Raw genomic sequence first — 23,210 nt, 5'->3', positions numbered from 1 at the left:
CGAAGTATCGGTAAATTCTCCTGAGCGGAATCTGCAGCCTAAGAAATGATCTCCGTTGTGGTTTGATCTCTCGTGGTAGTCGGCGAGAGGAGTGGCAGGTGGCACGGCTGAAGCCGTGGGAGGTCAGCGACGAGTTATGGGCGGTCATCGAGCGACGTCACCCAGCTCGTCTCCCTGCTGGAGGCCATCCCGCCGGTCCGAGGCAAGCGCGGCCGGCCCCGCCGACGCCCTGACGTCGTCCTCGGTGACCGCGGCTACGATCACGACAAGTACCGCAGGCTCCTTCGGGCACTGGGCGTCCGCCCACAGATCGCCCGACGCGGCACCGAGCACGGCTCCGGCCTGGGCAAACAGCGCTGGGTCGTCGAGCAGGCCATCGCACTGCTGCACAGCTTCCGCAGACTGCGCATCCGCTGGGAAGTCCGCGAGGACATCCACCGCGCCTTCCTCAGCCTCGGCTGCGCCCTGATCTGCTGGCGCCGCCTCACCTCATTGTGTTAGGGGCTCTAAGCGCCGGGCCATGATTCCCCGGCCAGGGCAGACTCGATTCGGCTCACCGGGCCGTGTGACGTGGGCCGCTGTCCAGCAGGTCGGCCTTTCGCATTCCCTGGGTGACGCCCTTCCTCAGTGCGTGGGCGTCCGCCTGGATCGGTTGCGCTCTATCAGTGGGACAAGGCCGGTCGGCCGAGGAGGCGAGGGCCGACGAGAGTGATGCCATGTCGACGCAGGACCTGGGTGATCTGTCCGCCGCCTTCCTCCCATCCGGGGATCGGCATCTCGGTGACGGCATCGAGGTATGGCATGGAGTGGTACTCGCGACCGTCGGGGTGATCTGAGCGCTCGTCAGGTGACAGGATGCATGCGATCGGGGCGAGGCGGCACAACGCCACTGACAATCCTTCAACCGTCGTATAGCCGTCTGGATCGACGCGACGGGCGGATCCGTCTCGCCGGGTCAGCGTCGACAAACGACGCGTAGCCGGAGCCGTAGTGTCCGAACTCCGCGTGCTCAACGACCAGTTCGGGAACTCGATTTAGATCGGCGACCACCCGGCGCAGGTAGCCCTCCGCGGCCTCAGTCCCACCCGCCCAGGCACCCTCACGGCCTACCAACTCGTCCCGGGAGGCGCGGATTTGCGCATCGCGATCGAGGAGGAGGGCCTCGACGGCCGCAGGTACGTGATCGTCATTGGGCATGCCGATAGTCTGCCCGTCGACGCGAGTTGATCGTTGTGGCGGAACATGCCGCTTCTCGCGTTGGAGGAGAGGTTTCTTTCGTGTCGGTGGAGAATCTGGGAGATCACGAGGGGTGGCTTGGCCCTACTGCCGGGTCCGGCGAAGCACGCTGGCGTACGCTAACGGCATGAGCCAGACCGTCTCCTTGACCGCGACCGTCACCCCCGACGAAGAGGGTTGGTACGTCGCGCGCTGCGTCCAGGTTGAGGTGGCCAGTCAGGGCCGGACGGTTGACGAGGCCCTGGCCGGCCTCCGCGACGCTCTGGAGCTCTACTTCGAGGACGAGCCTCTTCCCCAGACCCCGCAGCAGCCGATCGTGGCGCCGATCGAGATCCGTCGCTCGGCATGAGCCCGCGCCAGTTTCCGGTCTGCTCCGGCACCGACGTCGTGCGCGCGCTGGAGAAGTGTGGCTTTGAGGTGGTGGCCACCAGGGGCAGCCATTGCAAGCTGCGCCAGGTCGCCGAAGACGAGACTCGCACAGTGATCGTGCCATTGCACGACACTCTGGCCGTCGGTACGCTCGCCTCCATCGTGCGGCAGGCTGGCCTTACTTCCGAGCGCCTACGCGACCTGCTGTGATCACGAGGCCGTGCCGCGTTCCGTCGGCAGTCCCTGTCACCTGTGCACGACGGACCATTGGGTGACGAACTGAGTGACAACGACCACGGACGCGCCTAGATCGGTACGGACGTCCGTAGACGGCCGGCCCTGGTCAATGCCGCTTTCGCGGCACGTCGGCGATACGGCCAAGTGGACATCTGCTCGTGCCAGAGGATGCGCGCCACGCCGTAGCTGGGATTGTGATGCCCTACGTCGGATGAAACGTCAGTCGTGAGGGCTACCTTCACTCACTATGAGTGCCCAGTACGCATGGCCGGAACTTTTCACTGCAAGGCATCAGGTGACCGACGGTTCTGACCGCCCGGCGGTCAGCCCACTCGGCGATCTGTTCTCCCCGGCTACCGAAGCAGAGGTCCGCGAGCTTGAAGAGCGGCTGGGTGTGGAGCTGCCACCGAGTTACCGGCAGTTTCTCCTGTCCGCCAACGGGTGGGGCAGCGACGATGACTGCTGCCTGCTGCGTGTCGAAGAAGTCGGCTGGCTCCGCGATGTCGATCCCTCGATCGCCGAGAGTTGGTCTGCACCCAAGCCGGAGAACTCATGGAGCGTGCCCGACGAGCTCTACTTCGTCTACGGACTGGAGCAGGACTCCATCCATTTCAGAGGGGAGTATGTGCCCGACACCCTGCTGCTCGGATACTGGGATGACGGAGTGGCTCTCCTCAATCCCCACGTCAGCGTCGTTGAAGATGAGTGGGAAGCCTGGTATCTCGCGCCATGGCTGCCCGGCGCCAGGCGCTACAGGTCCTTCTGGAACCTCGCTATGGACCAACTGAGGATGGGCGTCTACCAGATTCGCTAGTGCTGGACAGGGCGGCCTCGTTCACGACGTTGCCCCTACGAGCAGTGTCGGGAACTTGATTCGCGCGGTGGTGATTCTTTCGTGCCGGTGGAGAACCTAGGAGATCGCGAGGGGTGCCCTGTTACTACCAGCAGTACCTTTCGTACAGCCTGTCCGCGTCGTGGTGTGACCCTGGTATCGGCCTCGGCCCGCGTCGACGAAGGCCGGCCCGCTCAGCTTCCCCAGACGCCGACGGTCTCGCCAGAGGCGACGGCGGCGTCCTTGATCTGCTGGTGCGTCGACTTCGCGTCGCCGCTCGGTGCGACGGGACCGCGCAGGGCGTACACGATGAAGTGGTAGTGGTGTACGCCGCTCGGCGGGCAGGGGCCCGCGTAGGCGGCCTGGCCGTCGCTGCCCGGCAGCACCTTCCCCTGGGCCTGCCCCTCGCTCACGCTCGTCGCCGAGACCGGGATGCCCGTCACGATCCAGTGGATGTACGTCCCGCCAGGGGCGTCGGGGTCGTCCACCACGATCGCCAGCTCGCGTGCGGACTCGGGAACGCCGGTCCAGGTCAGCGGAGGTGAGACGTTCTCACCGCCCTGCTGCGTGCACACGTACTTCTCGGGGATCTCGGCGCTCTCGGCGAACGCCGGGCTGCTCACCTTGAGACCGTCGGTGGGTGAGGCGTCTCCGGCGTCCCCGGGCGCGCACCCGGTCAGCAGAAGGATGACGGCGCCGGCCACCACGCGCTTGCCGAGCTTCACCCGCCCAGGATAAGCGGCCGGAGGCCGGCAACTACGGCGTTCGTCCCCCATGTCGGCGAACTCATCCGGCACGCCGAGAGCGGGCGGCGCGGCTGAGCGGCCGGTCTGGCCGAGCTGTCAAAGGTCGGCCTTTTCAATCCCTCCCTTCGGTATTTATCAGCATCTTGGGCGCATTGATCAGATATGCGCGGTGAGGATCGGGGTGCAAGCGCCGTCGCGTAGGTGCGCCCGGGAGGGATGACGGGGGTCAACCCTCGCACGACAGGGCTTCGTCCGGAGGGGACAGAAGGCGGTCTCCCGATCGCGAGACCGCCGGATCGGGGGAAACCAATGCGCAAGATGCTCACGAGCCTGGGGCTGGCCTTCCTGCTCACGCTCGCCCCGGCCGCGGCAGCCACGGCGGAGACGCCCGTCGCGCCGGCCACGTACAGCCAGCCCAATCCGTCACCGCAACCCGGCCAGGGTAGGGACGATGGCGGCAACGGAGGCCTGTGGGGTCTGCTGGGCCTGCTCGGTCTGCTCGGTCTCGCCGGTGTGCGCAAGCAGAAGCACCGCGTGGGCACGTCCGAGCACATGTCCAACCGTCCGTACAGCTGAGGCCCTCCGTGGCGCGTGTCCCCGCGGCGGCCCGCCGCGGGGACACCGCCGCGTTTGGCGGCCCGCTGACAGGTTTGGCCCTCCTACCAGCGGGTATGCGCGCGGACTGCTCGTAACCGCTTGATGGAGGAATCGCACGATGGATGCCAGCAAGCCCGCCAAGACGGTCAAGGAGGTCGTGGAGAACGCAGCGGAAAAGGTGACCGACTTCCTGACGCCGGACGTGCCCGGCTCGCCGGGCAGCGCCCCGGCGACCGTGGAGGAGCCGACGACGCCGCGTGACCCGCTGCCCCCGAAGAAGGAGCAGGGCGCTCCCGCGACCGTCACGCCGACCGGAGCGGAGACCGGCGCGCCCGCCACGGCCAAGGGACAGCAGGGCGCCCACCTCACCACCGCGCAGGGGGCGCGGCTGCGCGACACCGACCACTCGCTGAAGGCGGGCGAGCGCGGCCCGACCCTGCTGCAGGACCACCATCTGCGCGAGAAGATCACGCACTTCGACCACGAGCGCATCCCCGAGCGTGTCGTCCACGCCCGGGGCGCCGGCGCCCACGGCGTTTTCGAGGCGTACGGCACCGCCGAAGCGGTGACCAGGGCCGGTTTCCTGAAGAAGGGGAAGAAGACCGACGTCTTCGTGCGGTTCTCCACGGTCCTCGGTTCGCGGGGATCGGCCGACACGGTCCGCGACACCCGCGGGTTCGCCACGAAGTTCTACACCGACGAGGGCACCTTCGACCTCGTCGCCAACAACATCCCGGTCTTCTTCATCCAGGACGGCATCAAGTTCCCCGACGTCATCCACGCGGGCAAGCCGCACCCGGACCGGGAGATCCCGCAGGCGCAGAGCGCGCACGACACGTTCTGGGACTTCGTCTCGCTGCACACCGAGGCGCAGCACCACACCATGTGGAACATGTCCGACCGCGGGATCCCGCGCTCCTTCCGCATGATGGAGGGCTTCGGCGTCCACACCTTCCGGCTGGTCAACGAGGCCGGGGAGACGGTGCTGGTCAAGTTCCACTGGAAGCCCAAGCTCGGCGTGCACTCCCTGACCTGGGAGGAGGCGCAGATGCTCGGCGGCATGGACCCCGACTTCCACCGCCGCGACCTCTACGACGCGATCGAGGCCGGCGCCTACCCTGAGTGGGAGCTCGGCATCCAGGTCCTCCCCGACACTCCTGACCAGACGTTCGAGGGCATCGACCTGCTCGACCCGACCAAGATCGTGCCTGAGGAGCTCGCGCCGGTGCAGCCCATCGGGAGGATGACGCTCGACCGGACGCCCACGAACTTCTTCGCCGAGGTCGAGCAGGTCGCCTTCCACGTCGGGCACCTGCCGCCGGGCATCGACGTCACCAATGACCCGCTGCTGCAGACGCGGCTGTTCTCCTATCTCGACACGCAGATCACGCGGCTGGGCGGCCCGAACTTCGCGCAGATCCCGATCAACCGTCCGCACTGCCCGGTCAACGACATGCTCCGCGACGGCTTCCACCAGCACGCCGTCCACGCCGGCGTCGCGCCGTACCGGCCGAACTCCCTGGACGGCGGCAACCCGTTCGTCGCCGGCGACGGTGAGAAGGCGTACACCGACGTGCCGGTCGAGGTCGCGCAGGCGAGGAAGGTCCGTGCCAACCCCGTGTCCTTCGACGACCACTTCAGTCAGACGCGCCTGTTCTGGCTGAGCATGACGCCGGTGGAGAAGGAGCACATCATCCGCGCCTACACCTTCGAGCTGGGCAAGTGCTACGAGCAGGCGATCAAGGAGCGTCAGCTCCAGTGCCTGGCGAACATCGACCCGGTCCTCTGCCGGGAGGTCGCCACCGGGCTGGGCCTTCCCGCGCCGGAGCCGGCCCTGCCGCTTGCCGACCCGGCGCCCAGCCCCGCGCTCTCGCAGGTGGGCAAGGAGTGGCCGGGTGACGGCCGCATGGTCGGCATCGTGGTCGACGACGGCGCCGACCTCGACGGCGTACGCGACCTGCGCAAGGCCGTGTTCGCCGCCGGGATGGTGCCGCTGCTGATCGCGCCGCACGGCGGAATGCTGGGAGACATGCCCGTGCAGCGGACCTTCGCCACCGCCCGGTCGATCGAGTTCGACGCGCTGCTGCTGGCGGCCGCGCCCGTGCCGGCGCCCGACGCGCTGCCCGCGCGCGACGCCAAGGCGGGAGCGGGCGATGCCACGGTGGTGGACCCGCGGGTCATGCTCATGATCGACGAGTGCTGGCGGCACGCGAAGGCGATCGGCGCGTGGGGCGGCGGCGCGAAGTTGCTCGCGCAGGCCGGGATCACCGGCACGCCGGGCGTGGTCTCCGGTGACTCCGCCACCGAGGTGTTCACCGCAGTGCAGCGGTTGATGGCCGCCCACCGCGTCTGGGAGAGGTTCCCCGCCTCGGTCGCCTGACGGGTCCGCGTCAGGCGGCGAGGCGCGGGTCGCCCTCTCCGCGCAGGCCCCACACGGCCTCCTCCCTTGATCGCCGCCGGGGGAGGAGGGCGTGGTGAGGAGCCGGCGGATGGGTAGTGGGAGACAGTGCACCGAGGTCGCGAATCCGGACGGTCGACGAGCTCGTGATTCACGGTCGCGGCCGTTGTGAACGAGAGCCGGCCCTCCGGCATCGCGTGCCGGAGGGCCGGGTGCTCGGCGGTGAGCCGGACGCCTACCAGGTGATCGGCATCGTCGTCAGGCCGTGTACGACGGTGAGGGAGCGGAACAGGGGCTCGCCCGCCAGTCGCAGGCCGGGGAACCGGCGCAGCAGGGCGGGGAACGCGATGTGCATCTCCATGCGGGCCAGGGGAGCACCGAGACAGTGATGGACGCCGTGTCCGAACGCGACGTGGCCGATGACATCCCGGCGGATGTCCAGGTCGTCCGGGTTCGCAACGAGCCCCGGGTCGCGGTTGGCGGCGGGCAGGGAGCAGATGACGGTCTCGCCGGGGCCGAGGGTCCGATCGCCCAGCCGGACCTCGGACGTAGTGATCTTGACCGTCCCGGAGTGCACGATGCTCAGCCACCGCAGCAGTTCCTCGACGGCGGCGCCCACGCGGTTCGGCTCGTCGCGCAGCAGCGTGAGCTGGCCGGGGTGCCGCAGCAGGGCGAGTGTGCCCAAAGACAGCATGTTGGCCGTGGTCTCGTGCCCGGCGAGCAGCAGCAGGGTGCCGATGCCGGTGAGTTCGGCGTCGCTCAACTCGTCGCCGTGCTCGCGTACGAGCATGCCGAGCAGGTCATCACCGGGATCGGTCCGCATCCTCTCGATCAGGCCTGCGATGTACGCCCGGGCCTCCGCCGCCGCGGCCGCGCGTTCGTCCGGAGACAGGGACACGTCCAGGATCCGCTTGGACGTCCCCTGGAAGCCGGCCCGGTCGGCGTACGGCACGCCCAGCAGTTCGCAGATCACCAGGGAGGGAACCGGGAGGGCGAAGTCCGTCACCAGGTCGGCGGGTGGTCCGCCGCGCTCCATGGCGTCGAGATGGTCGTCGACGATCTGCTGGACTCTGGGCTCCAGCCGCCGCATCCGGCGGATGGTGAACTGGGCCGTGAGCATCCGGCGTAGCCGGGTGTGCTCGGGCGGGTCGGAGCCGAGCAGGTTGCCGGCGCGCATCGCGGCGGCCTCCTCCGCACTGGGCGGCGGCGCGCCGGGCGGCCGGAGCGGAGGCACGAGCGCGTTGCTGTACAGCTCGGGATGGCTCAGCACCGTACGGACATCCTCGAACCTGGTGACCAGCCAGGCGTCGGTGCCGAACACGGTGCGGATCCGGGCGACCCCCTCGTCGTTCCGCAGCGCGGAGAGCTCTGGGACGGGATGGAATCCGTCCCTTCGCATGTGCAGGGGCGGGGACATGTCGCGCACGCGATCTCCTCGAGTCACCGGCAGTCTGATGATCACCTTGCCATGATCCGACGATAACCGTCAGGTGCCCGCCGTGGACGGTCGTGACGCGATTTCGGCGGCGGTGCCCCATGCCGTTCGGCCGGGCGGCCGCGTGTCAGGGCGCGAGCCCGGCCAGGGCGGCGGTGTAGATCTCGACGGCCTCCTCGATCCGGTGGACCAGGCAGTATTCGTCGGTGACGTGCGCCTGCTCCGGCTCGCCGGGGCCGCAGATGACCGTGGGACCGCCGCCGCAGGCGGTGGCGAGGACCGAGGCGTCGGTGAAGTAGCTGGCCGCCGGCTGGTCGCCAGGAGCGCCCGCCCCCGCGTCGACCAGGGCCCGCACGAAGGGGTCGTCCGGCTCCGTCCAGATCGCGGGCAGGTCCACGAGCACGTCGAGGGTCGCCTCGTCGCCGAGCGCGGTCTGCAACCGCTCGCGGAGCCGTCCGTGGTCCTGGCCGGCGACGGTCCGCAGGTCGATGGTCGCGGCGGCCAGGTCGGGCACGGAGTTCACGTTGATCCCGCCGCGCACCGTCCCCACGTTCACCGTGGACGGGCCGAGCCAGGGGTGATCGGGCACCCCGGGATCGAACCGCTCGACGGCGCCGATCACACGGGCGAGCTTGTAGATCGCGTTGTCGCCGAGGTGCGGCATCGAGCCGTGCGCCGTCCTGCCCCGCGTGGTGGCCTCCAGCCAGAGCGCGCCCTTGTGCCCGAGCAGCACCCGGTTGGCGGTCGGCTCGGCCACCAGCAGCGCGCGCGACCTGCCCACCAGGCCCGCGGCCGCCATGCCGGCCGCGCCGTCACAGCCGGTCTCCTCGCCGGCGGTGAGGACGACCTCCAGCGCGACCTTCGCCCCGGCGCGGCGTACGTGCCGCTCGGCGGCGACCACCAGCGCGGCCACCCCGGCCTTCATGTCGCTCGAACCACGTCCGTACAGCCGGTCGCCGTCGATCTCCGCGCCGTGCGGCGCGTGCCGCCACGCCTGCCCGCCCAGCGGCACCGTGTCGAGATGCCCGGTCAGCGTCACCGGCTCGCCCGTTCCCCAACGGGCGACCAGGCCGGTCCGGCCGGGCGCGTGCTCGTGCCGCCGCACCGCGAAACCGGCGTCCGACAGTCGTCTGGCGAGCGGTTCGGCCACCGCGGCCTCGCCCCCGCCCACCGAGTCGATCCTGATCAGCTCGCGTGTGAGCTCGACCGCCTCGTTCACCCGGACTCCTTCCCTGACCTACTCCGCGACGCCGGCCGCCGACAGCCGGCTGGTCTGCCGTACGACGAGCCTGGGCGTGATCGCGATCCGCTGCGCGGGCCGCGGGTCGGCGGCCTTGACCTGGCCGAGCAGGCGCACCGCCTCCGCCGCCATCTCCTCCACCGGCTGGCGCACGGTGCTGAGCGGCGGGTCGCACATCGTCGCGTGTCCCACGTCGTCGAACCCGACCACCGAGACGTCCTCGGGAACGCGCGCCCCGCCGAACCGCAGCGACCGCACCAGGCCCACGGCGATCTCGTCGTTCCCGCAGACCACCGCGTCCGGCAGCCGGCCGGCGTCGAGCAGCCTGCGCCCGGCCTCGACGCCCCATTCCAGTGTGAACTCGCCCAGCAGCGGCGGCAGGACCTCCACCCCCGCCCGCGCCGCGGCGCGTTCGAACCCGCTGAGCCGCAGCCGGGCGGAGGAGCTCACCAGCCGGCTGCCCGCGAAGACCACCGAGCGTGCCCCGCCCGCGAGCACGTGGTCGACCGCCAGGGTCACCCCGGCCTCGTCGTCCACGCCCACCCAGTCGGCCGCGCCGCCCTCGATGTGGCGGTCGAGCTGCACGAGGGGCACCCGCCGGGCCGCGTCCAGCACCGCCGGGACGCTGGCCTCGATGTCGCACGGACTGATGATCAGCCCGTCCACGCGCCGGGCCAGCAGGGTGCCCAGCCTCCGCGCCTCGACCTGGGGATCGTACCGGGACGAACACAGCAGCAGGTCGGTGCCGGAGTTCTGCAGCTCGCGCTCCACGGCCTCGACGATCGTGGTGAAGAACGGGTTCCCGATGCCCGGCACGACCATGCCGATGGTGCCGGTGGTCTGGTCGCGCAGCGCCTTGGCGACCGCGTTCGGCTGGTAGCCGAGTTCGGCCGCGGCACGCGCGACCCGCTCGGCGACCTCGGGCGTGACCTTGCGCCGCCCCGAGAGCGCGCGGGAGGCCGAGGCCACGGAGACGCCCGCGGCTCGCGCCACGTCGTGGATCGTCACGCCCATCGTGTAATCGATTTCCCTTGATCTTTGCCAACGATCGACCTTGCGGCCCCTTGCGGTGCCGGGATCACACGGAACGATAGAGGTTCAGTGAGGAAACCGCACCTTGACGGTGCTTTTTGGGTCCCACTAGCATGCCCGAAACTCGGGTAATCGATTACCCGCCGACCACCCCTACCCGGCCCCCCCGAAAGGCTCATCTCTCATGGCTCGATCCACGAGACTCATCCGCCTGACAGCGGCGACGACGATCCTGGCCACCGGCCTGCTGGCGGCGGCCTGTGGCAGCTCGGACGACTCCGGCGCCTCCGGAGGCTCCGGCGGAGACCGGCCGAAGGTCGGACTCGTCCAGATCAACCAGCAGGCGATCTTCTTCAACGAGATGAACGCCGGCGCCCAGCAGGCGGCGAAGGAGGCGAACGTCGACCTCACGATCTTCAACGCCAACGACGACCCGGCCAAGCAGAACGAGGCCATCGACAACTTCGTCCAGCAGCAGTTCGACGCGGTCATCGTCGTCGCCATCGACGTCGAGGGCATCAAGCCCGCGGTGAAGATCGCCAAGGATGCCGGGCTGAAGGTCGTCGCCGTCGACGCCATCGTCGACTCGCCCGCCGTGGACACCCAGGTGGGCGTGGACAACGCCGCCGCCGCCCAGCAGGCGGGCGACTTCGTCAACAAGTGGGCCCAGGCGCAGGGCCTGACCGCGCCGAAGATCGGCGTGGTGGGCGCGCTCAACTCCTTCATCCAGAACATCCGCAAGGACGACTTCAACAAGACCGTCGAGGGCGCCGGCGCGAAGATCGTGCAGACCGTCGACGGGCAGAACAAGCAGGAGGCCGCGATGTCGGCCGCGGAGAACCTGCTCACCTCCCGCTCCGACATGAACATCGTGTACGCCACCGGTGAGCCGGCCCTGCTCGGCACGGTCGCCGCGGTGAAGTCGCAGAACGCGGCCGACCGGGTCAAGGTCTTCGGCTGGGACCTGACCAAGGAGGCCATCAACGGCATCGACGAGGGGTTCGTCGCCGGCGTGGTCCAGCAGGACCCGAAGACCGAGGGCTACGAGGCCGTCAAGGAGGCCCAGGCCCTGGTCGGCGGCGCCCAGGCGAAGAAGAAGATCGACGTGCCCGTGACGATCGTGACCAAGGACAACGTCGACCCGTACCGCGCCACGTTCAAGTGAGCGGCGAAGGGACTCGCATGACCGACCAGAAGGCGGATCGCGTTGATCGGGTGGTCATGCGCGACATCCGCAAGCGCTACGGAATGGTCGACGCGCTGCGCGGCGTGACGCTGCGCGTCGGCCCGGGAGAGGTGGTGGGGCTCGTCGGCGACAACGCGGCCGGCAAGTCCACCCTCATGAAGGTGCTGGCCGGCGCCGTCGTGCCGGACTCCGGCGAGATCGTCTTCGACGGCCGGCCGGTCTCCTTCGCCACCCCGAAGGACGCCCGCGAGCTGGGCATCGAGATGGTCTACCAGGACCTCGCGCTCTGCGACGACATCGACGTGGCCGGGAACCTGTTCCTCGGCAGGGAGCCGCGCAAGGCCGGCGGCATGATGCTCGACGTGCGCAAGATGCACGCGGACGCCCGTCGCCACCTGGACGCCCTGAACATCCGGATCCCGCTGACGGACATCCCCGTCGGAGGACTGTCCGGCGGTCAGCGGCAGGCGGTCGCCATCGCCCGGGCCGTGACCTTCGGGCCCAAGCTGCTCATCCTCGACGAGCCGACGGCGGCGCTCGCCGTCGCCGAGGTCGAGACCGTCCTCGAACTGATCAAGACCGTCTCGGCCCAGGGCGTGTCGGTGATCCTCATCACGCACCGCCTGCAGGACCTCTTCCGGGTCTGCGACCGGCTGTGCGTCATGTACGAGGGCACGCTCAGGGCCGACCTCGACGCCCGGAGCACCAGCCTCGAACGGCTCGTGTCCGAGATCGTCGCCCACGACGAGGAAGACAAGGAGGGGAGGCGACGGTGACCGCCACCAAGACCGGGACCGGTCACGGGACCAGCCAGCGGGTCGTCACCACCAGGTCGGCCCGGGCCAACGCCCACATCGGCCGGCACGCGCAGACGATCGCGATCGCGGTCGTGCTGGTGGTCCTACTGATCTTCTTCGCGTTCTCCGCCGACCGGTTCGCCACGACGGGCAACCTGCTCAACCTGTTGCGGCAGATCGCCCCCACGCTGGTCGTCGCGACCGCCATGACCTTCGTGATCAGCACGTCCGGCATCGACCTGTCGGTCGGCTCCACGGTCGCACTGTCGGGTTCGCTGCTCGCGATCGTGCTGCAGCACGGGTGGAACCCCACCCTCGCCCTGGTCGCGATCCTCGCGCTCGGCGCCCTGATCGGGTTCGTGAACGGGTGGTTCTCCTCCTACCAGAGCATCCCGCCGTTCATCGTCACACTCGCGATGCTGTCGATCATGCGGGGCACGGCGCTGCGCGCCACCGAGGGCTACTCGACCCCCATCGACGGGAACCTCTGGATCGTCCAGATCGGCCAGGGCCGCATCGCCGGGGTGCCCGTCCCGGCCATCATCGCCGTGGTGGTCGCGCTGATCGGCTGGCTCGTCCTCACCCGGACGCCGTTCGGCCGCTACGTCATCGGTCTCGGCTCCAACGGCGAGTCGCTGCGCCGCACCGGCGTGAACACGCGGAAGGTCGGGCTGACCGTCTACGTGCTCGCCGGCGTCGCGGCGGCGGTCGCGGGCGTGCTCATCGCCACCCGCCTCAGCTCCGGCTCGTCCAACGCCGGCACCGGCTTCGAGCTGGAGGTCATCACGGCCGTCGTGCTCGGCGGCACCAGCCTCTTCGGCGGCCGGGCGAGCATGCTCGGCACGATCCTCGGCGCGCTCACGCTCGGCGTGATCGCCAACGGCCTGGTGCTGCTGCACGTCTCGCCGTTCTACGTGCAGATCGTCCAGGGCGGCATCCTGCTGCTGGCCATCTTCGCCAACAGCAAGGTGTGGGCGAAGTTCGGGGCGATCCGGAAATGACGTCCCCGGCCCGGCCCACGGCCGTGACGACCGTGCTCGGCCCGGTGTCCCCCGACGACCTCGGGATCACGCTCTGCCACGAGCACCTGCGCAACGACGGCGCCCGCGCCTGGCACCCCGCGCCCGAGGGCGACGCCGAGGGCGAGCTGATCGCCCGCGACCGCCTGCGGTTGGAGTTCCTCGGCAGGCTGCGCAACGACCCGTACCTCTCCCGCGACAACGTCTCGCTGGACGACACGGGGACCGCGATCGACGAGGTGCGCAGGTTCGCCGAGCGCGGCGGGCGCACGCTGCTCGAAGTGACCCCCGAGGGGATCGGGCGGGCGCCCGCCGAGCTGGTCGCGATCGCCCGCGCCACCGGGCTGAACATCGTCATGGGCTGCGGTTTCTACCTGGAGAAGACCCACCCCGCCCGGGTCCGCCCGATGACGGCGGCGGACGTCGCCGACGAGATCGAGCGCGACCTCACCGAGGGCGTGGGCGGCGTTCGCGCCGGAGTGATCGGTGAGATCGGCGTCTCGCCCGACTTCACCGCCGAGGAGGAGAAGGTGCTGCGCGGCGCGGCCCGGGCGCAGGCCCGCACCGGCGTGCCGCTCTCGGTCCACCTCCCCGGCTGGGTACGGCACGGCCACCGCGTGCTCGACGTCGTCGCGGAGGAGGGCGGCCTGCTCGCCGGCACCGTGCTCTCGCACCTGAACCCCAGCGGGGCGGACCGCGACTACCAGGTGTCCCTCGCCCTGCGCGGCGCCTACCTCGGCTACGACATGTGCGGCATGGACTACCTCTATCCGGGCGAGGGCCAGTCCCCGTGCGACGAGGAGAACGCCGCCGCCGTGGCCTGGCTGGTCCGCGCCGGGCTCGGGCACCGGGTGCTGCTCTCCCAGGACGTGTTCCTGAAGACCATGCTCGTCCGCTACGGCGGCACCGGCTACGCCCACATCCTCACCCACTTCGTCCCGCGCCTGCACCGGCACGGGCTGACCGCCGGCGACACCACCCGGCTGCTCGCGGACAACCCGCGCGAGCTCTTCCTCGCCGCCGCGCGCGGCCACTGATCACAGAAGTAGAAAGAAGGAGACGATTTCCATGACCCGCGTGCTCGTCGCCGGTGAATCGTGGGTGAGCGTGTCGACCCACTACAAGGGCTTCGACGCGTTCACCTCGACCACCTACCACACCGGAATCGAACCCCTGCGGGGCGTCCTGACCGCCGACGGCATCGAGGTCGACCACCTGCCCGCGCACGACGTGCCCGCGTTGTTCCCCGGCACGCCCGAGGCGCTGGCCGCCTACGACGTGATCGTGCTCTCCGACATCGGGGCCAACAGCATCCTGCTGCACCCCGCCACCTGGCTGGCCAGCGAGAAGACCGTCAACCGGCTCGACCTGCTGGCCGAGTGGGTGGAGCAGGGCGGCGGCCTCGCCATGGCCGGCGGCTACCTGAGCTTCCAGGGCTTCGAGGCCAAGGCCGCGTTCGCCGGTACGGCGGTCGAACGGGTGCTCCCCGCCGAGATCTCCCGCTACGACGACCGCGTCGAGACCCCGCAGGGCGTGCCCGGCCTGCTCGCCGACGACGCGCACCCCATCGTGGCCGGACTCCCCGCCCAGTGGCCCGACCTGCTCGGCTACAACCGGTTCGCGCTGCCCGAGGACGCGACGCTGCTCGCGACCGTCGCCGGCGACCCCCTGCTCGCCGTACGGCAGGCCGGGGCGGGCCGCACGCTCGCCTGGGCCTCCGACATCGCGCCGCACTGGTGCCCGGACGAGTTCGTCTCCTGGGACGGTTACCGCACCCTGTTCACCCGGGCGGTCCGCTGGCTCGCGAAGGAGCTCTGACATGCCGATCCCGGTGATCCTCGACTGCGACCCCGGGCACGACGACGCCATGGCCATCCTGCTCGCGGTGGCCAGCCCGGCGATCGACCTGCGCGCGGTCACGACCGTCGCGGGGAACCAGACGGTGGAGAAGACCGCGCTCAACGCCCGCCGGATGCTGAGCCTCGCGGGCGTCACCGGCGTGCCGGTCGCCGCGGGCTGCGACCGCCCGCTGACGGCGCCGCTGGAGATCGGCGACTACGTCCACGGGGAGAGCGGCCTTGACGGCCCGGCGTTCGGAGAGCCGAGCGTGCCGCTCGACCCCCGCCACGGCGTGGACCTCATCCACGACACGCTGGCGGCCGCCGCCGAGCCGGTGACCGTGGTGGCCATCGGCCCGCTGACGAACATCGCCACCCTGCTGCGCCGTCATCCCGAGGACCGCGAGCGGATCAGGGAAGTCGTGATCATGGGAGGTTCCACGGATCGCGGCAACCACACGCCGTACGCGGAGTTCAACATCTACGCCGATCCGGAGGCGGCGGCGGAGGTGCTGGACAGCGGTGTGCCGACGACATGGGTCGGGCTCAACGTCAGCCACCAGGCGCTGGTGACCGCCGACGTGCTCGCCAGGATCGACGCGCTCGGCACCCCGCTCGCCCGGGTCTGCGTGGAACTGCTCACGTTCTTCGGCTCCACCTACCACGAGACCTGGGGCTTCCCCGCTCCGCCGCTGCACGACCCGATCACGGTGGCGTACCTGATCGATCCCGAGGTCATGACGTACGAGCGGGTGGGCCTGCGGATCGAGCTGGACGGCCGGCACACCCGGGGTGCGACCGTGGCCGACCTGCACCACCGCATGGACTGGGAGCCCAACGCGAACGTCGGCATCGGGCTGAACCGGGACCGGTTCTGGGATCTCATGATCGGCGCGATCGAGACGCTCGGCCGGGCCTCCTGAGCCTCGCCGCAGCACTGACAGCCTGAAACAGGAGGAACGTCATGGAACCCCAAGGTGTCGTCGTCGTCGGGAGCATCTCCGCGGATGTCACCGCCTTCACCCGCCGCCTCCCGCGCCGGGGAGAGACCGTTCTCGGCGACGACGTCACCTTGGTCCTCGGAGGGAAGGGCGCGAACCAGGCGGTCGCCGCCGCCCGTGCGGGGGCGCCCACCTGGCTGGTCGGCTGCGTCGGCACGGATCCGTTCGGTGAGATCGTCTCGTCTGCGCTGCGCTCCCACGGCGTGGCGCTGACGGAGGTCCGCTCCGTGGCCGGCCGCACCGGCGTCGCGCACATCAGGGTGGACGCGTCGGGCGAGAACGACATCGTCATGACTCCACTGGCCAACACGGACCTGAACGCCGCGATGGTGGACGAGAGCATCGGGGCCGTGCGCGACAAGGCGAGCGTGCTCCTGCTCCAGCTCGAGACCCCCGCCGACGTCGCCTGTCACGCCGCCGAAGCGGGTGCGCGGGCCGGCCTGACCGTGGTGCTCGACCCCGCGCCCGCGCAGCCGCTGCCCGACCGGGTCTGGCCGCACGTCGCCGTCGTCACCCCCAACGAGAGCGAGGCGGCCGCGCTGACCGGGGTGGAGGTCGTCGACGTCGCGTCCGCCGAGCGGGCCGCGGCCTGGTTCCTCGACCGCGGCGTGCGTCACGCGCTCATCACGCTCGGCGCGGCCGGGGCCCTGTCGGTCACCCCGGAGCGCACCCGGCACTTCCCCGCCTACGCCGTCACCCCGGTTGACACCACCGCAGCGGGCGACGCCTTCACCGGCTTCGTGGGCGCCGCCCTCGCGGCCGGCCTCGACACCGCCACGGCCATCCGCCGGGGGATGGCCGCCGGGGCCCTCGCCACCACGCTGCCCGGCGCCAGCCCCTCGCTCCCCGACCGGAAAGCCGTGGACGAACTGCTCGACGCCGAGGCTGAGGGAGCCGCCCGCTGAGGCGTCCCGGTCTCGAGAGCCGACGGCGGCAGGTGTCCGCTGTCGGTGGGGGCGGCTACCGTGTCGGCTCGTGTCGTGGAGATCGCGTTGGTGGTGGGGTGCCGCTCTGACGGCGGCCCTGGCCGGGGCCGCCTACGTCCTGTCATTGCAGGAGGGGGCTTTCTTCCTGGGAATCGACGCCGCCTACGCCTTCTGCCCGGGCTGGGAAGCCAACATGGGGGCGGGTGCGGCACGGGGGACGGTCTTCGACTGGGTGCCCCTGCTCTGGTACGCGGGCTTGCCTGGCGTCGTCGTCGCGTTTCTCGCCCACTGGATCTGCGTCCGGGTCCGGCGCCCGCGCGTCGGCACGGTCGTCGCGCGGGTCCAGGCGGCGCTCATGCTGGTCGTCTACGGCACCGCCCCGCTCGCCTTCGCGGTGGACATGGGCATCGACCGGGACTGTCTCGGGATGTGGAGCGTAGCCGATGACCCGATGTTCTTCCTGGACACCGACATCGCGCCCACGCTGGCCGCGCTGTGCGTGCTGGCGGCCGTCCGGACTCCCCGCCACCGGATCCGCCGGCTGGCCGCCTCCCGCCGCCTGCGAAGGGGTACGGCCGGTCTGGCGGTGCTGGGACTGCTGGCGCTGCTGCCCGCGGCCGACCTGACGAAGGGTCCGATCGCTCCGCTGGAGGCGTGCCCGGTGGACGACTGGACGAAGGTCGCCATGGGGGAGCACGCCTTCCTCTGCGGTGCCCGTTCCGGCGGGCAGTTCGACGGAGTGTCGGACCACGACCTGCTCGCGTACGGGCGCGCGGGATGCCGTGCGTATCGGGGCCGCGTGGAGGACGCCTATCTCATCGCGCCCATCTGCCCGCGTGCCGCCGCCGACGTGCAGGCGAAGCTCGACGCCGAAGACGCGGACTTCCAGGCCGAGGAGGCGAGGAACCAGCGGGTGTGCGACGCGTCGCGGCACCGGCCGCGGATCACGCCCGTGCGGGTGGCCCGCGACCGCACCTGGACCGACTACGGCGTGCTGGAGTCCTACGAGTACGACGAATCGACGGCGCAGCCGCCGGGGGAGGACGACCTCCTGCGGGAAGCGCAGGAGAACGGCCTGGTGGCGGCCGGACCGGGACACCTGATCATCCTCAGCCATTCGGACTTCGACATCTGCCTCACTCTGGAGACGTACCGGCGGCGGCCGCCGCTGGAGCTGAAGGGGTGGGACCACGTCGTGGAGGTCGGCTACGAGAGCACGACCGGGCAGGTCCGGCTCGTGAACCCCATGGTTGGGCAGAACGACCTGCCCAACCTCGCGTTCCGGGGCAAGGGCCGCTACCGGATCCGGGTGCACTACCGCAGGCCCGATCTCAAAGCGTGGACACCTCAGCACATCCTCGTGATGGTCTATCCCGGCAGAGCCCGGCCGTTGGTCGAACACCGCTCCCGCCCTGTGGGCCTCAGTGATTAGTGCGAGCTGTGCGTACGGTGGACGATCAACACTCGGCCGACGAGGATCCCCTCGTGCGTGATGTCCGGCTGTCGGCGGAGGACTTCGAGAGCGGTCTCGTCCTCACCCCTGTACGGCAAGGTGCTCCGGTGGGGTCCGGGCTGGTGGATCCACCACACGCCGGCCGACGCGTCCCCGGCGGGTCGCGCGATCGCGGCTCAGCTACGGGACGTCGAGGCCGGTGACCCGTCCTGCTCGCTCCGGCACCCTCCCGCCTGAGGGCGGCCAAGAGCAGGTAAAGCCGCCTTCGGACCGCACCCGGCGGGCGTTAGCGTCGCGCCGACCCGCTGCGTCGTGCCGATCCCGGCGCGGCCGGTCATGACCGTACGGGGGCCGGCCGGGCACAGCCCGCCGCGACGAAGGGGCAGGCGTGGACCGAGCGCGTGGAGCCGCTGCCGTGACCGTGGCGCTGATGATCGTGGGGGGATGCGCCCTCGCCGGCTGCGCGGCGGGGCCGCCCGTGCCACCGGCCGCACCGTCGCGGGTCATCGAAGCCCCGACGGCGTCCGCCCGGCCGTCGCCGCGGGCGTCGGTCGGGGCGAAGGGCCGGGATCAGGTCGACATCTACGCGGCCGACCGTCCGGGCATGCTCAGCCCGGTCGTGAAGGGCTTCCGCTCTCTCGTGTACGTGCCCAACAGCGAGAGCGGCACGGTCGACGTCATCGACCCGGAGACGTACCGCATCGTGCGGCATTTCACGGTCGGGGCGCTGCCCCAGCACGTGGTGCCGTCCTGGGACCTCAAGACGCTGTGGGTGAACAACAACCGGGGCAACTCCCTGACCCCGATCGACCCCCGCACGGGCAGGCCCGGCCGCCCGGTGCCCGTGGAGGACCCCTACAACCTGTACTTCTCGCCGGACGGCACGTACGCGCTGGTCATGGCGGAGCGCAACAACCAGCTCGACCTGCGCGACCCGCACAGCATGAAGCTGCTGCGCTCGCTGTCGCTGCCCTGCCGGGGGATCAACCACGGCGACTTCACCGCCGACGGCTCGGTGTTCCTCGCGAGCTGCGAGTTCAGCGGCGACCTGGTCGTGCTCGACTGGCGTACGCCGAGCGTGATCCGGCACATCCATCTGGGCCACATGAGCATGCCGCAGGACGTGAAGCTGTCGCCCGACGGCACCGTCTTCTACATCGCCGACATGGAACGGCACGGGGTGTGGCTGGTGGACGCGGCGACGTACAAGGTCATGCGGTTCCTGCCGACCGGCCGGGGCGCGCACGGCCTCTACGTCAGCCGCGACTCGCGCCATCTGTACGTGTCGAATCGGGGCGAGGGATCGGTGTCGATCGTGTCGTTCGCGAAACGGAAGGTGGTGGACGTCTGGCGGATCCCCGGAGGGGGCTCGCCCGACATGGGCGGCGTGTCGGCGGACGGCACGAAGCTGTGGCTCAGCGGTCGCTACCACGGGGTCGTCTACGTCTTCGACACCCGGGACGGCAGAGTCGTCCGCACCATCCGGGTCGGCGCCGGGCCGCACGGGCTGTGCGTGTATCCCCAGCCCGGCCGCTACTCGCTCGGCCACACGGGTGTCTTCCGGTGACCTGAGCGCTCGGGGCCGGCCGCCGCGGGGAGCGCCCCCGGATGCCGAACCGATACAGGGATGGTGAATCGGTATCAAAGGTCATCATTATGATCGATTCCGATCGTGTCCCCCCATCCCAGGAGTAACTCCGTGCGTACCCGATCCCTGCTGACGGCCGCCGTGGTGGCCGCCGGCGTGGTCGCCGTCTCCCAGCCCTCCTACGCGGCGGGCCCGGCCGTCCAGATCACCAAGATCTACTATGACTCGCCCGGCTCGCCGGACTTCGGCGCGAACAGCAGCCTGAACGGCGAGTACGTGCAGATCAAGAACACGACGAGGAAGGCCGTGAGCCTCAAGGGCTGGACCGTCCGCGACAGGACGAGGCGAGCGGACCACGTCTACACGTTCGGCGGGTTCACCCTCGGAGCCGGGAAGACGGTCACCCTGCGGACCGGCAGGGGGAAGAACACCGCGACCACCCTCTACTGGGGCAGGAGCGGGGGAACTTTCGCCTACATCTGGAACCAGACCGCGGACGCGGCGTACCTGCGGGACGCCTCCGGCGCGCTGGTCGACTCCTGCTCGTACAACTCGTCGCGGCACGACTACAAGATCTGCTGACCTGAACCGGCGGCCCCGCGGTCCGGTCGGCGAGATCCCGGTGGCATGACCGTATGTGAAACATTCAGCGGCCCCGCGGGGATTTCGACCGGCTCCGCCGCCGTCCCTGTCCTGGTCGTCGCGGAGCGGCGTCGGCAAGGTCCCCCCGGGCGCCGCGTTAACGCCGGACCGGATCCGGCCCCCGCGATCGCCCCGCTGGATCGGCCCGTGGCCGCGGCCATAGCCTCCGGGCACTCGCACTCCTGCAACGGATGAGGTGTGAATTGACCGCACGCTCGAGAGGACGTCGCCTCACGGCGTCGTTCGCCATGGCCATCGGGGCGATCGCCGCCGCGCTCCTGCCGCTCAGCCCCGCGCACGCGGCGTACGGCCCGGACCAGCCGGTCTACCTGCAGCTGGTGAGCAACGACGGCAACGCGACGCAGCTGGCCCTCCTGGACGGCACGGTGGCGTTCGACGACGGGAACACGAAGTACCGCTACTCGCTGCGCCTGTGCTGGCAGCACGCCTACCCGCAGCCCTACTTCACGATCAACGTGAACGGCACGAGCACGGCCTGGCCGACCCAGGTCGGCCCGACGTCGATGCCCGGGTGCCAGCAGGCCTACCTGTACAGCGCCGAGGTGAACTTCGGCAGCACCGTCCGCAACGTCCGCTTCGACGTGACCGGCGGGTGGTTCGGCAGCAACGGGCAGTACCAGATGCGGACGAAGAGCACCGGCACCTACGACAACCCCTACAACTGAGCGCTGCCGCCGGAGCGCACCGGGGACAGTGTGAACCATGACCGAACGGCGAGGTCTCCGGCGGGCGGTTCCATCAGGACCGCCGACGCCGGGGACCTCGCCGCCGCCTCCCGCCCGGGCCCGCGGGCGGAGGGCGTCCCGGCCCGGTCCGGGCCGGGACGCGTCGGTACGGCCTAACCGCCGCAGGGGTTGGCGGCGTCGCCGGTGACCACCCCGTTCTTCACGGTGCTGGTGCCGGCGCCGAGGGTGTAGTCCCTGCCGTCGTTGTTGTCCCAGGAACCGGAGCCGTTGTTGAAGGTGACCTGGAAGGCGGTGGCCGTGCCGAGGCTCACGGTCTTCTTCTTCCAGCCGGCGCAGGCGGCGTCCATGGCCACGCCGGGGACGGTGGTCCAGGAGCCGTTGACGCCGTAGTGGATGTAGGCCGGGTTCCAGCCCGTGTAGTAGTAGACGGTGGCGGTGCCGCCGGTCGGCGTCGCCGTGGGTGAGGGCTGGGCGCCGACGCGGATGGCGACGGCGCTCCTGCCCGGGACGGTCACCGTCGCCGTCCCCGCGGCGTCCACGGTCACCGAGCCGCCACCCGCGACGTTCGGATACGTCCCGGCCGGCAGGCCGGTGGTGAAGGTGCGGGTGACGCCGCCGCTCTCGTTGTTGATCGCCACCCAGCCCCTGCTCCCGCGGCTGAAGGCGATCAGGTTGCCCCCGTTGTCGGTCCAGTTCGCGACCGGGGTGCCGGTGACCGTGTTGTGGAAGCCGACCATGCCCGCCATCTCGCGGTCGAAGCAGGTCCACCGGCCGCCGGAGCAGTCGGTGTCGGTGACGAACCCGCCACCGGCCGACGGCGGGCCGCCCTCGCCGTCGCTCCACGTGAAGGAGGAGTAGACGTTGGGCTTGCCGTACGGCCAGGCCAGCATGAAGACGTTGGCCAGCCTGTAGGCGGCGCCGTACTTGTAGTTGAGGGTGGAACCGTTGCGCTCGGTGTCGTGGTTGTCGACGAAGACCACCGCCTTGTCGTCGCCCACCGACAGGCCCCAGCTCTGGCCGAAGGTCCGCAGCCACTTGATCTGGCCGGTGAACTGTTCCCTGAGCTTGCGGCCGTAGACGAACTCGTCCACGTCGCCGATGCCGGTGTACTGGCTCGGCTGGACCGCCTCGTTCGCGCCGTGGATGACCTCCTGGTGGATGTACGGCGAGCCCCTGAGCCTGGACCGGATCGCCGCGAGGTCGTCGGGGCTGATGTGCTTGGCGGCGTCGATACGGAAGCCGTCCACGCCGAGGTCGGTGAGCCTGTTCATGTACGCGGCGATCTGGCCGCGCACGTAGTCGGAGCCGGTGTTCAGGTCGGACAGGCCGACGAGTTCGCAGTTCTGCACCCGCCAGGCGTTGTTGCCGTAGTCGGCGTCGTTGATGCCGCAGGTGGGGGAGTGGAAGTCCCAGGAGGAGTACAGGCCGGGGTAGTCGTACTTGCTGAAGGAGTAGCCGCCGTAGCTGGTGGCGCCCTGCCCGGTCATGTGGTTGATAACCGTGTCCACCTGCACCTTCACGCCCGCGGCGTGGCAGGCGGCGACCATGTTCCTGAACGCGGTCTCGTCGCCGAACTTGCTGGTCAGGACGTAGCGGGCGGGCTGGTAGACGTCCCACCACACCGAGCCGCCCTTGGACATGGAGTCGGCGGGCGGGGACACCTGCACCGAGCCGTACCCGGCCGGGCCCAGGACGTCGGTGCATTCCCTGGCCACCGACTTCCAGTTCCAGTTCCACAGGTTCGCGGTCACGCCGGGGCCGGTCGCGGCGCCGGCGGCGGTCTCGGTGAGCACGGGCAGCGTCACCGCGGTGGCGGCCGCCACGGTCGCGGACAGCGCGCCCGCGACGATTGCTTTGTACAGTCGCATAGAGGGGTCTCCAGGACATCGGATCGGGATCCCTTGAACGCGGGCCGGGTGGAGCCGACACCC

General features: G+C 70.3%; 22 protein-coding genes and 1 pseudogene. 17 read left to right on the top strand and 6 right to left on the bottom strand.

From position 1 onward, the window contains the following. Positions 1-138: 138 nt before the first annotated feature. Positions 139-501: pseudogene (locus HHX30_RS18555) on the top strand (transposase); the annotation flags it as partial. Positions 502-900: 399 nt separating this feature from the next. Here HHX30_RS18555 and HHX30_RS18550 read toward each other — a convergent pair. Next, the gene (locus HHX30_RS18550; RefSeq protein WP_169983229.1) at positions 901-1,197 is read right to left on the bottom strand and encodes a hypothetical protein; all 297 of its coding nucleotides are present in this window, start codon (positions 1,195-1,197) and stop codon (positions 901-903) included. A 166-nt stretch (positions 1,198-1,363) separates the two neighbouring features. Here HHX30_RS18550 and HHX30_RS18545 point away from each other — a divergent pair, with 166 nt between their 5' ends. The 3 genes from HHX30_RS18545 (at position 1,364) to HHX30_RS18535 (ending at position 2,656) form a co-directional block, all read left to right on the top strand. After that, the gene (locus HHX30_RS18545; protein ID WP_169983228.1) at positions 1,364-1,585 is read left to right on the top strand and encodes a type II toxin-antitoxin system HicB family antitoxin; all 222 of its coding nucleotides are present in this window, start codon (positions 1,364-1,366) and stop codon (positions 1,583-1,585) included. After that, positions 1,582-1,815 carry a type II toxin-antitoxin system HicA family toxin gene (locus HHX30_RS18540; RefSeq protein ID WP_169983227.1) on the top strand — a complete coding sequence of 78 codons (234 nt, stop codon included), beginning with the start codon at positions 1,582-1,584 and terminating at the stop codon, positions 1,813-1,815. The genes HHX30_RS18545 and HHX30_RS18540 overlap by 4 nt, the downstream gene beginning before the upstream one ends. A 274-nt stretch (positions 1,816-2,089) precedes the next feature. After that, positions 2,090-2,656 (top strand): SMI1/KNR4 family protein, encoded by a 567-nt coding sequence (locus tag HHX30_RS18535; RefSeq protein ID WP_169983226.1) that lies wholly within the window; start codon positions 2,090-2,092, stop codon positions 2,654-2,656. A 212-nt stretch (positions 2,657-2,868) separates the two neighbouring features. Here the strand turns inward: HHX30_RS18535 and HHX30_RS18530 are convergent, their stop codons facing one another. Continuing rightward, complete coding sequence (locus HHX30_RS18530) at positions 2,869-3,399, bottom strand: YbhB/YbcL family Raf kinase inhibitor-like protein (protein ID WP_169983225.1); 531 nt, start codon at positions 3,397-3,399, stop codon at positions 2,869-2,871. A 330-nt stretch (positions 3,400-3,729) separates the two neighbouring features. Between HHX30_RS18530 and HHX30_RS18525 the strand changes: the two genes are divergently transcribed. Continuing rightward, positions 3,730-3,996 carry a WGxxGxxG family protein gene (locus tag HHX30_RS18525; protein WP_169983224.1) on the top strand — a complete coding sequence of 89 codons (267 nt, stop codon included), beginning with the start codon at positions 3,730-3,732 and terminating at the stop codon, positions 3,994-3,996. A 139-nt stretch (positions 3,997-4,135) separates the two neighbouring features. Next, complete coding sequence (locus HHX30_RS18520; protein WP_169983223.1) at positions 4,136-6,397, top strand: catalase; 2,262 nt, start codon at positions 4,136-4,138, stop codon at positions 6,395-6,397. A 253-nt stretch (positions 6,398-6,650) separates the two neighbouring features. Here HHX30_RS18520 and HHX30_RS18515 read toward each other — a convergent pair whose 3' ends face one another. The 3 genes from HHX30_RS18515 to HHX30_RS18505 all read right to left on the bottom strand — a co-directional run bounded on the left by HHX30_RS18515 (position 6,651) and on the right by HHX30_RS18505 (position 10,104). After that, positions 6,651-7,832, bottom strand: a complete 1,182-nt coding sequence (locus HHX30_RS18515; RefSeq protein ID WP_249350201.1) for a cytochrome P450 — start codon at positions 7,830-7,832, stop codon at positions 6,651-6,653. A 145-nt stretch (positions 7,833-7,977) separates the two neighbouring features. Then, positions 7,978-9,069 (bottom strand): M20 family metallopeptidase, encoded by a 1,092-nt coding sequence (locus tag HHX30_RS18510; RefSeq protein WP_169983222.1) that lies wholly within the window; start codon positions 9,067-9,069, stop codon positions 7,978-7,980. Positions 9,070-9,087: 18 nt separating this feature from the next. Next, positions 9,088-10,104 carry a LacI family DNA-binding transcriptional regulator gene (locus HHX30_RS18505; RefSeq protein ID WP_169983221.1) on the bottom strand — a complete coding sequence of 339 codons (1,017 nt, stop codon included), beginning with the start codon at positions 10,102-10,104 and terminating at the stop codon, positions 9,088-9,090. Between the two features lie 202 nt (positions 10,105-10,306). Here HHX30_RS18505 and HHX30_RS18500 point away from each other — a divergent pair, with 202 nt between their 5' ends. The 11 genes from HHX30_RS18500 (at position 10,307) to HHX30_RS18450 (ending at position 21,258) form a co-directional block, all read left to right on the top strand. Further along, positions 10,307-11,287 carry a substrate-binding domain-containing protein gene (locus HHX30_RS18500; RefSeq protein ID WP_169983220.1) on the top strand — a complete coding sequence of 327 codons (981 nt, stop codon included), beginning with the start codon at positions 10,307-10,309 and terminating at the stop codon, positions 11,285-11,287. Between the two features lie 17 nt (positions 11,288-11,304). After that, on the top strand, positions 11,305-12,084 hold the full coding sequence (locus tag HHX30_RS18495) for an ATP-binding cassette domain-containing protein (protein WP_169983219.1): 780 nt from the start codon (positions 11,305-11,307) through the stop codon (positions 12,082-12,084). Continuing rightward, on the top strand, positions 12,081-13,106 hold the full coding sequence (locus HHX30_RS18490; protein ID WP_310741926.1) for an ABC transporter permease: 1,026 nt from the start codon (positions 12,081-12,083) through the stop codon (positions 13,104-13,106). Before HHX30_RS18495 ends, HHX30_RS18490 begins: the two co-directional genes overlap by 4 nt. Next, positions 13,103-14,161: a phosphotriesterase gene (locus HHX30_RS18485; protein WP_169983218.1), complete on the top strand. Its 1,059-nt coding sequence runs from the start codon at positions 13,103-13,105 to the stop codon at positions 14,159-14,161. Before HHX30_RS18490 ends, HHX30_RS18485 begins: the two co-directional genes overlap by 4 nt. Before the next feature lie 31 nt (positions 14,162-14,192). After that, the gene (locus HHX30_RS18480; RefSeq protein WP_169983217.1) at positions 14,193-14,942 is read left to right on the top strand and encodes a glutamine amidotransferase; all 750 of its coding nucleotides are present in this window, start codon (positions 14,193-14,195) and stop codon (positions 14,940-14,942) included. Position 14,943: 1 nt separating this feature from the next. Further along, a complete protein-coding gene (locus tag HHX30_RS18475; RefSeq protein ID WP_169983216.1) occupies positions 14,944-15,885 on the top strand; it encodes a nucleoside hydrolase in 942 nt (313 codons plus the stop codon). Between the two features lie 41 nt (positions 15,886-15,926). Beyond that, positions 15,927-16,868: a ribokinase gene (locus HHX30_RS18470; protein ID WP_169983215.1), complete on the top strand. Its 942-nt coding sequence runs from the start codon at positions 15,927-15,929 to the stop codon at positions 16,866-16,868. Positions 16,869-16,938: 70 nt separating this feature from the next. Next, the gene (locus HHX30_RS18465) at positions 16,939-18,321 is read left to right on the top strand and encodes a hypothetical protein (RefSeq protein ID WP_169983214.1); all 1,383 of its coding nucleotides are present in this window, start codon (positions 16,939-16,941) and stop codon (positions 18,319-18,321) included. 436 nt (positions 18,322-18,757) lie between these two features. Then, entirely contained in the window at positions 18,758-19,909 is a 1,152-nt protein-coding gene (locus HHX30_RS18460) for a YncE family protein (RefSeq protein WP_211592184.1), read from the top strand. 132 nt (positions 19,910-20,041) lie between these two features. Continuing rightward, on the top strand, positions 20,042-20,512 hold the full coding sequence (locus tag HHX30_RS18455) for a lamin tail domain-containing protein (RefSeq protein WP_169983212.1): 471 nt from the start codon (positions 20,042-20,044) through the stop codon (positions 20,510-20,512). A gap of 263 nt (positions 20,513-20,775) precedes the next feature. Then, positions 20,776-21,258, top strand: a complete 483-nt coding sequence (locus HHX30_RS18450) for a hypothetical protein (RefSeq protein WP_169983211.1) — start codon at positions 20,776-20,778, stop codon at positions 21,256-21,258. A 173-nt stretch (positions 21,259-21,431) separates the two neighbouring features. Here the strand turns inward: HHX30_RS18450 and HHX30_RS18445 are convergent, their stop codons facing one another. Next, a complete protein-coding gene (locus tag HHX30_RS18445) occupies positions 21,432-23,147 on the bottom strand; it encodes a carbohydrate binding domain-containing protein (protein ID WP_211592183.1) in 1,716 nt (571 codons plus the stop codon). Positions 23,148-23,210: the final 63 nt, after the last annotated feature.

The organism is Microbispora sp. H10836, assembly GCF_012999525.1.
GTDB lineage: Bacteria > Actinomycetota > Actinomycetes > Streptosporangiales > Streptosporangiaceae > Microbispora.
This window is presented reverse-complemented; position numbering and strand designations above follow the sequence as displayed.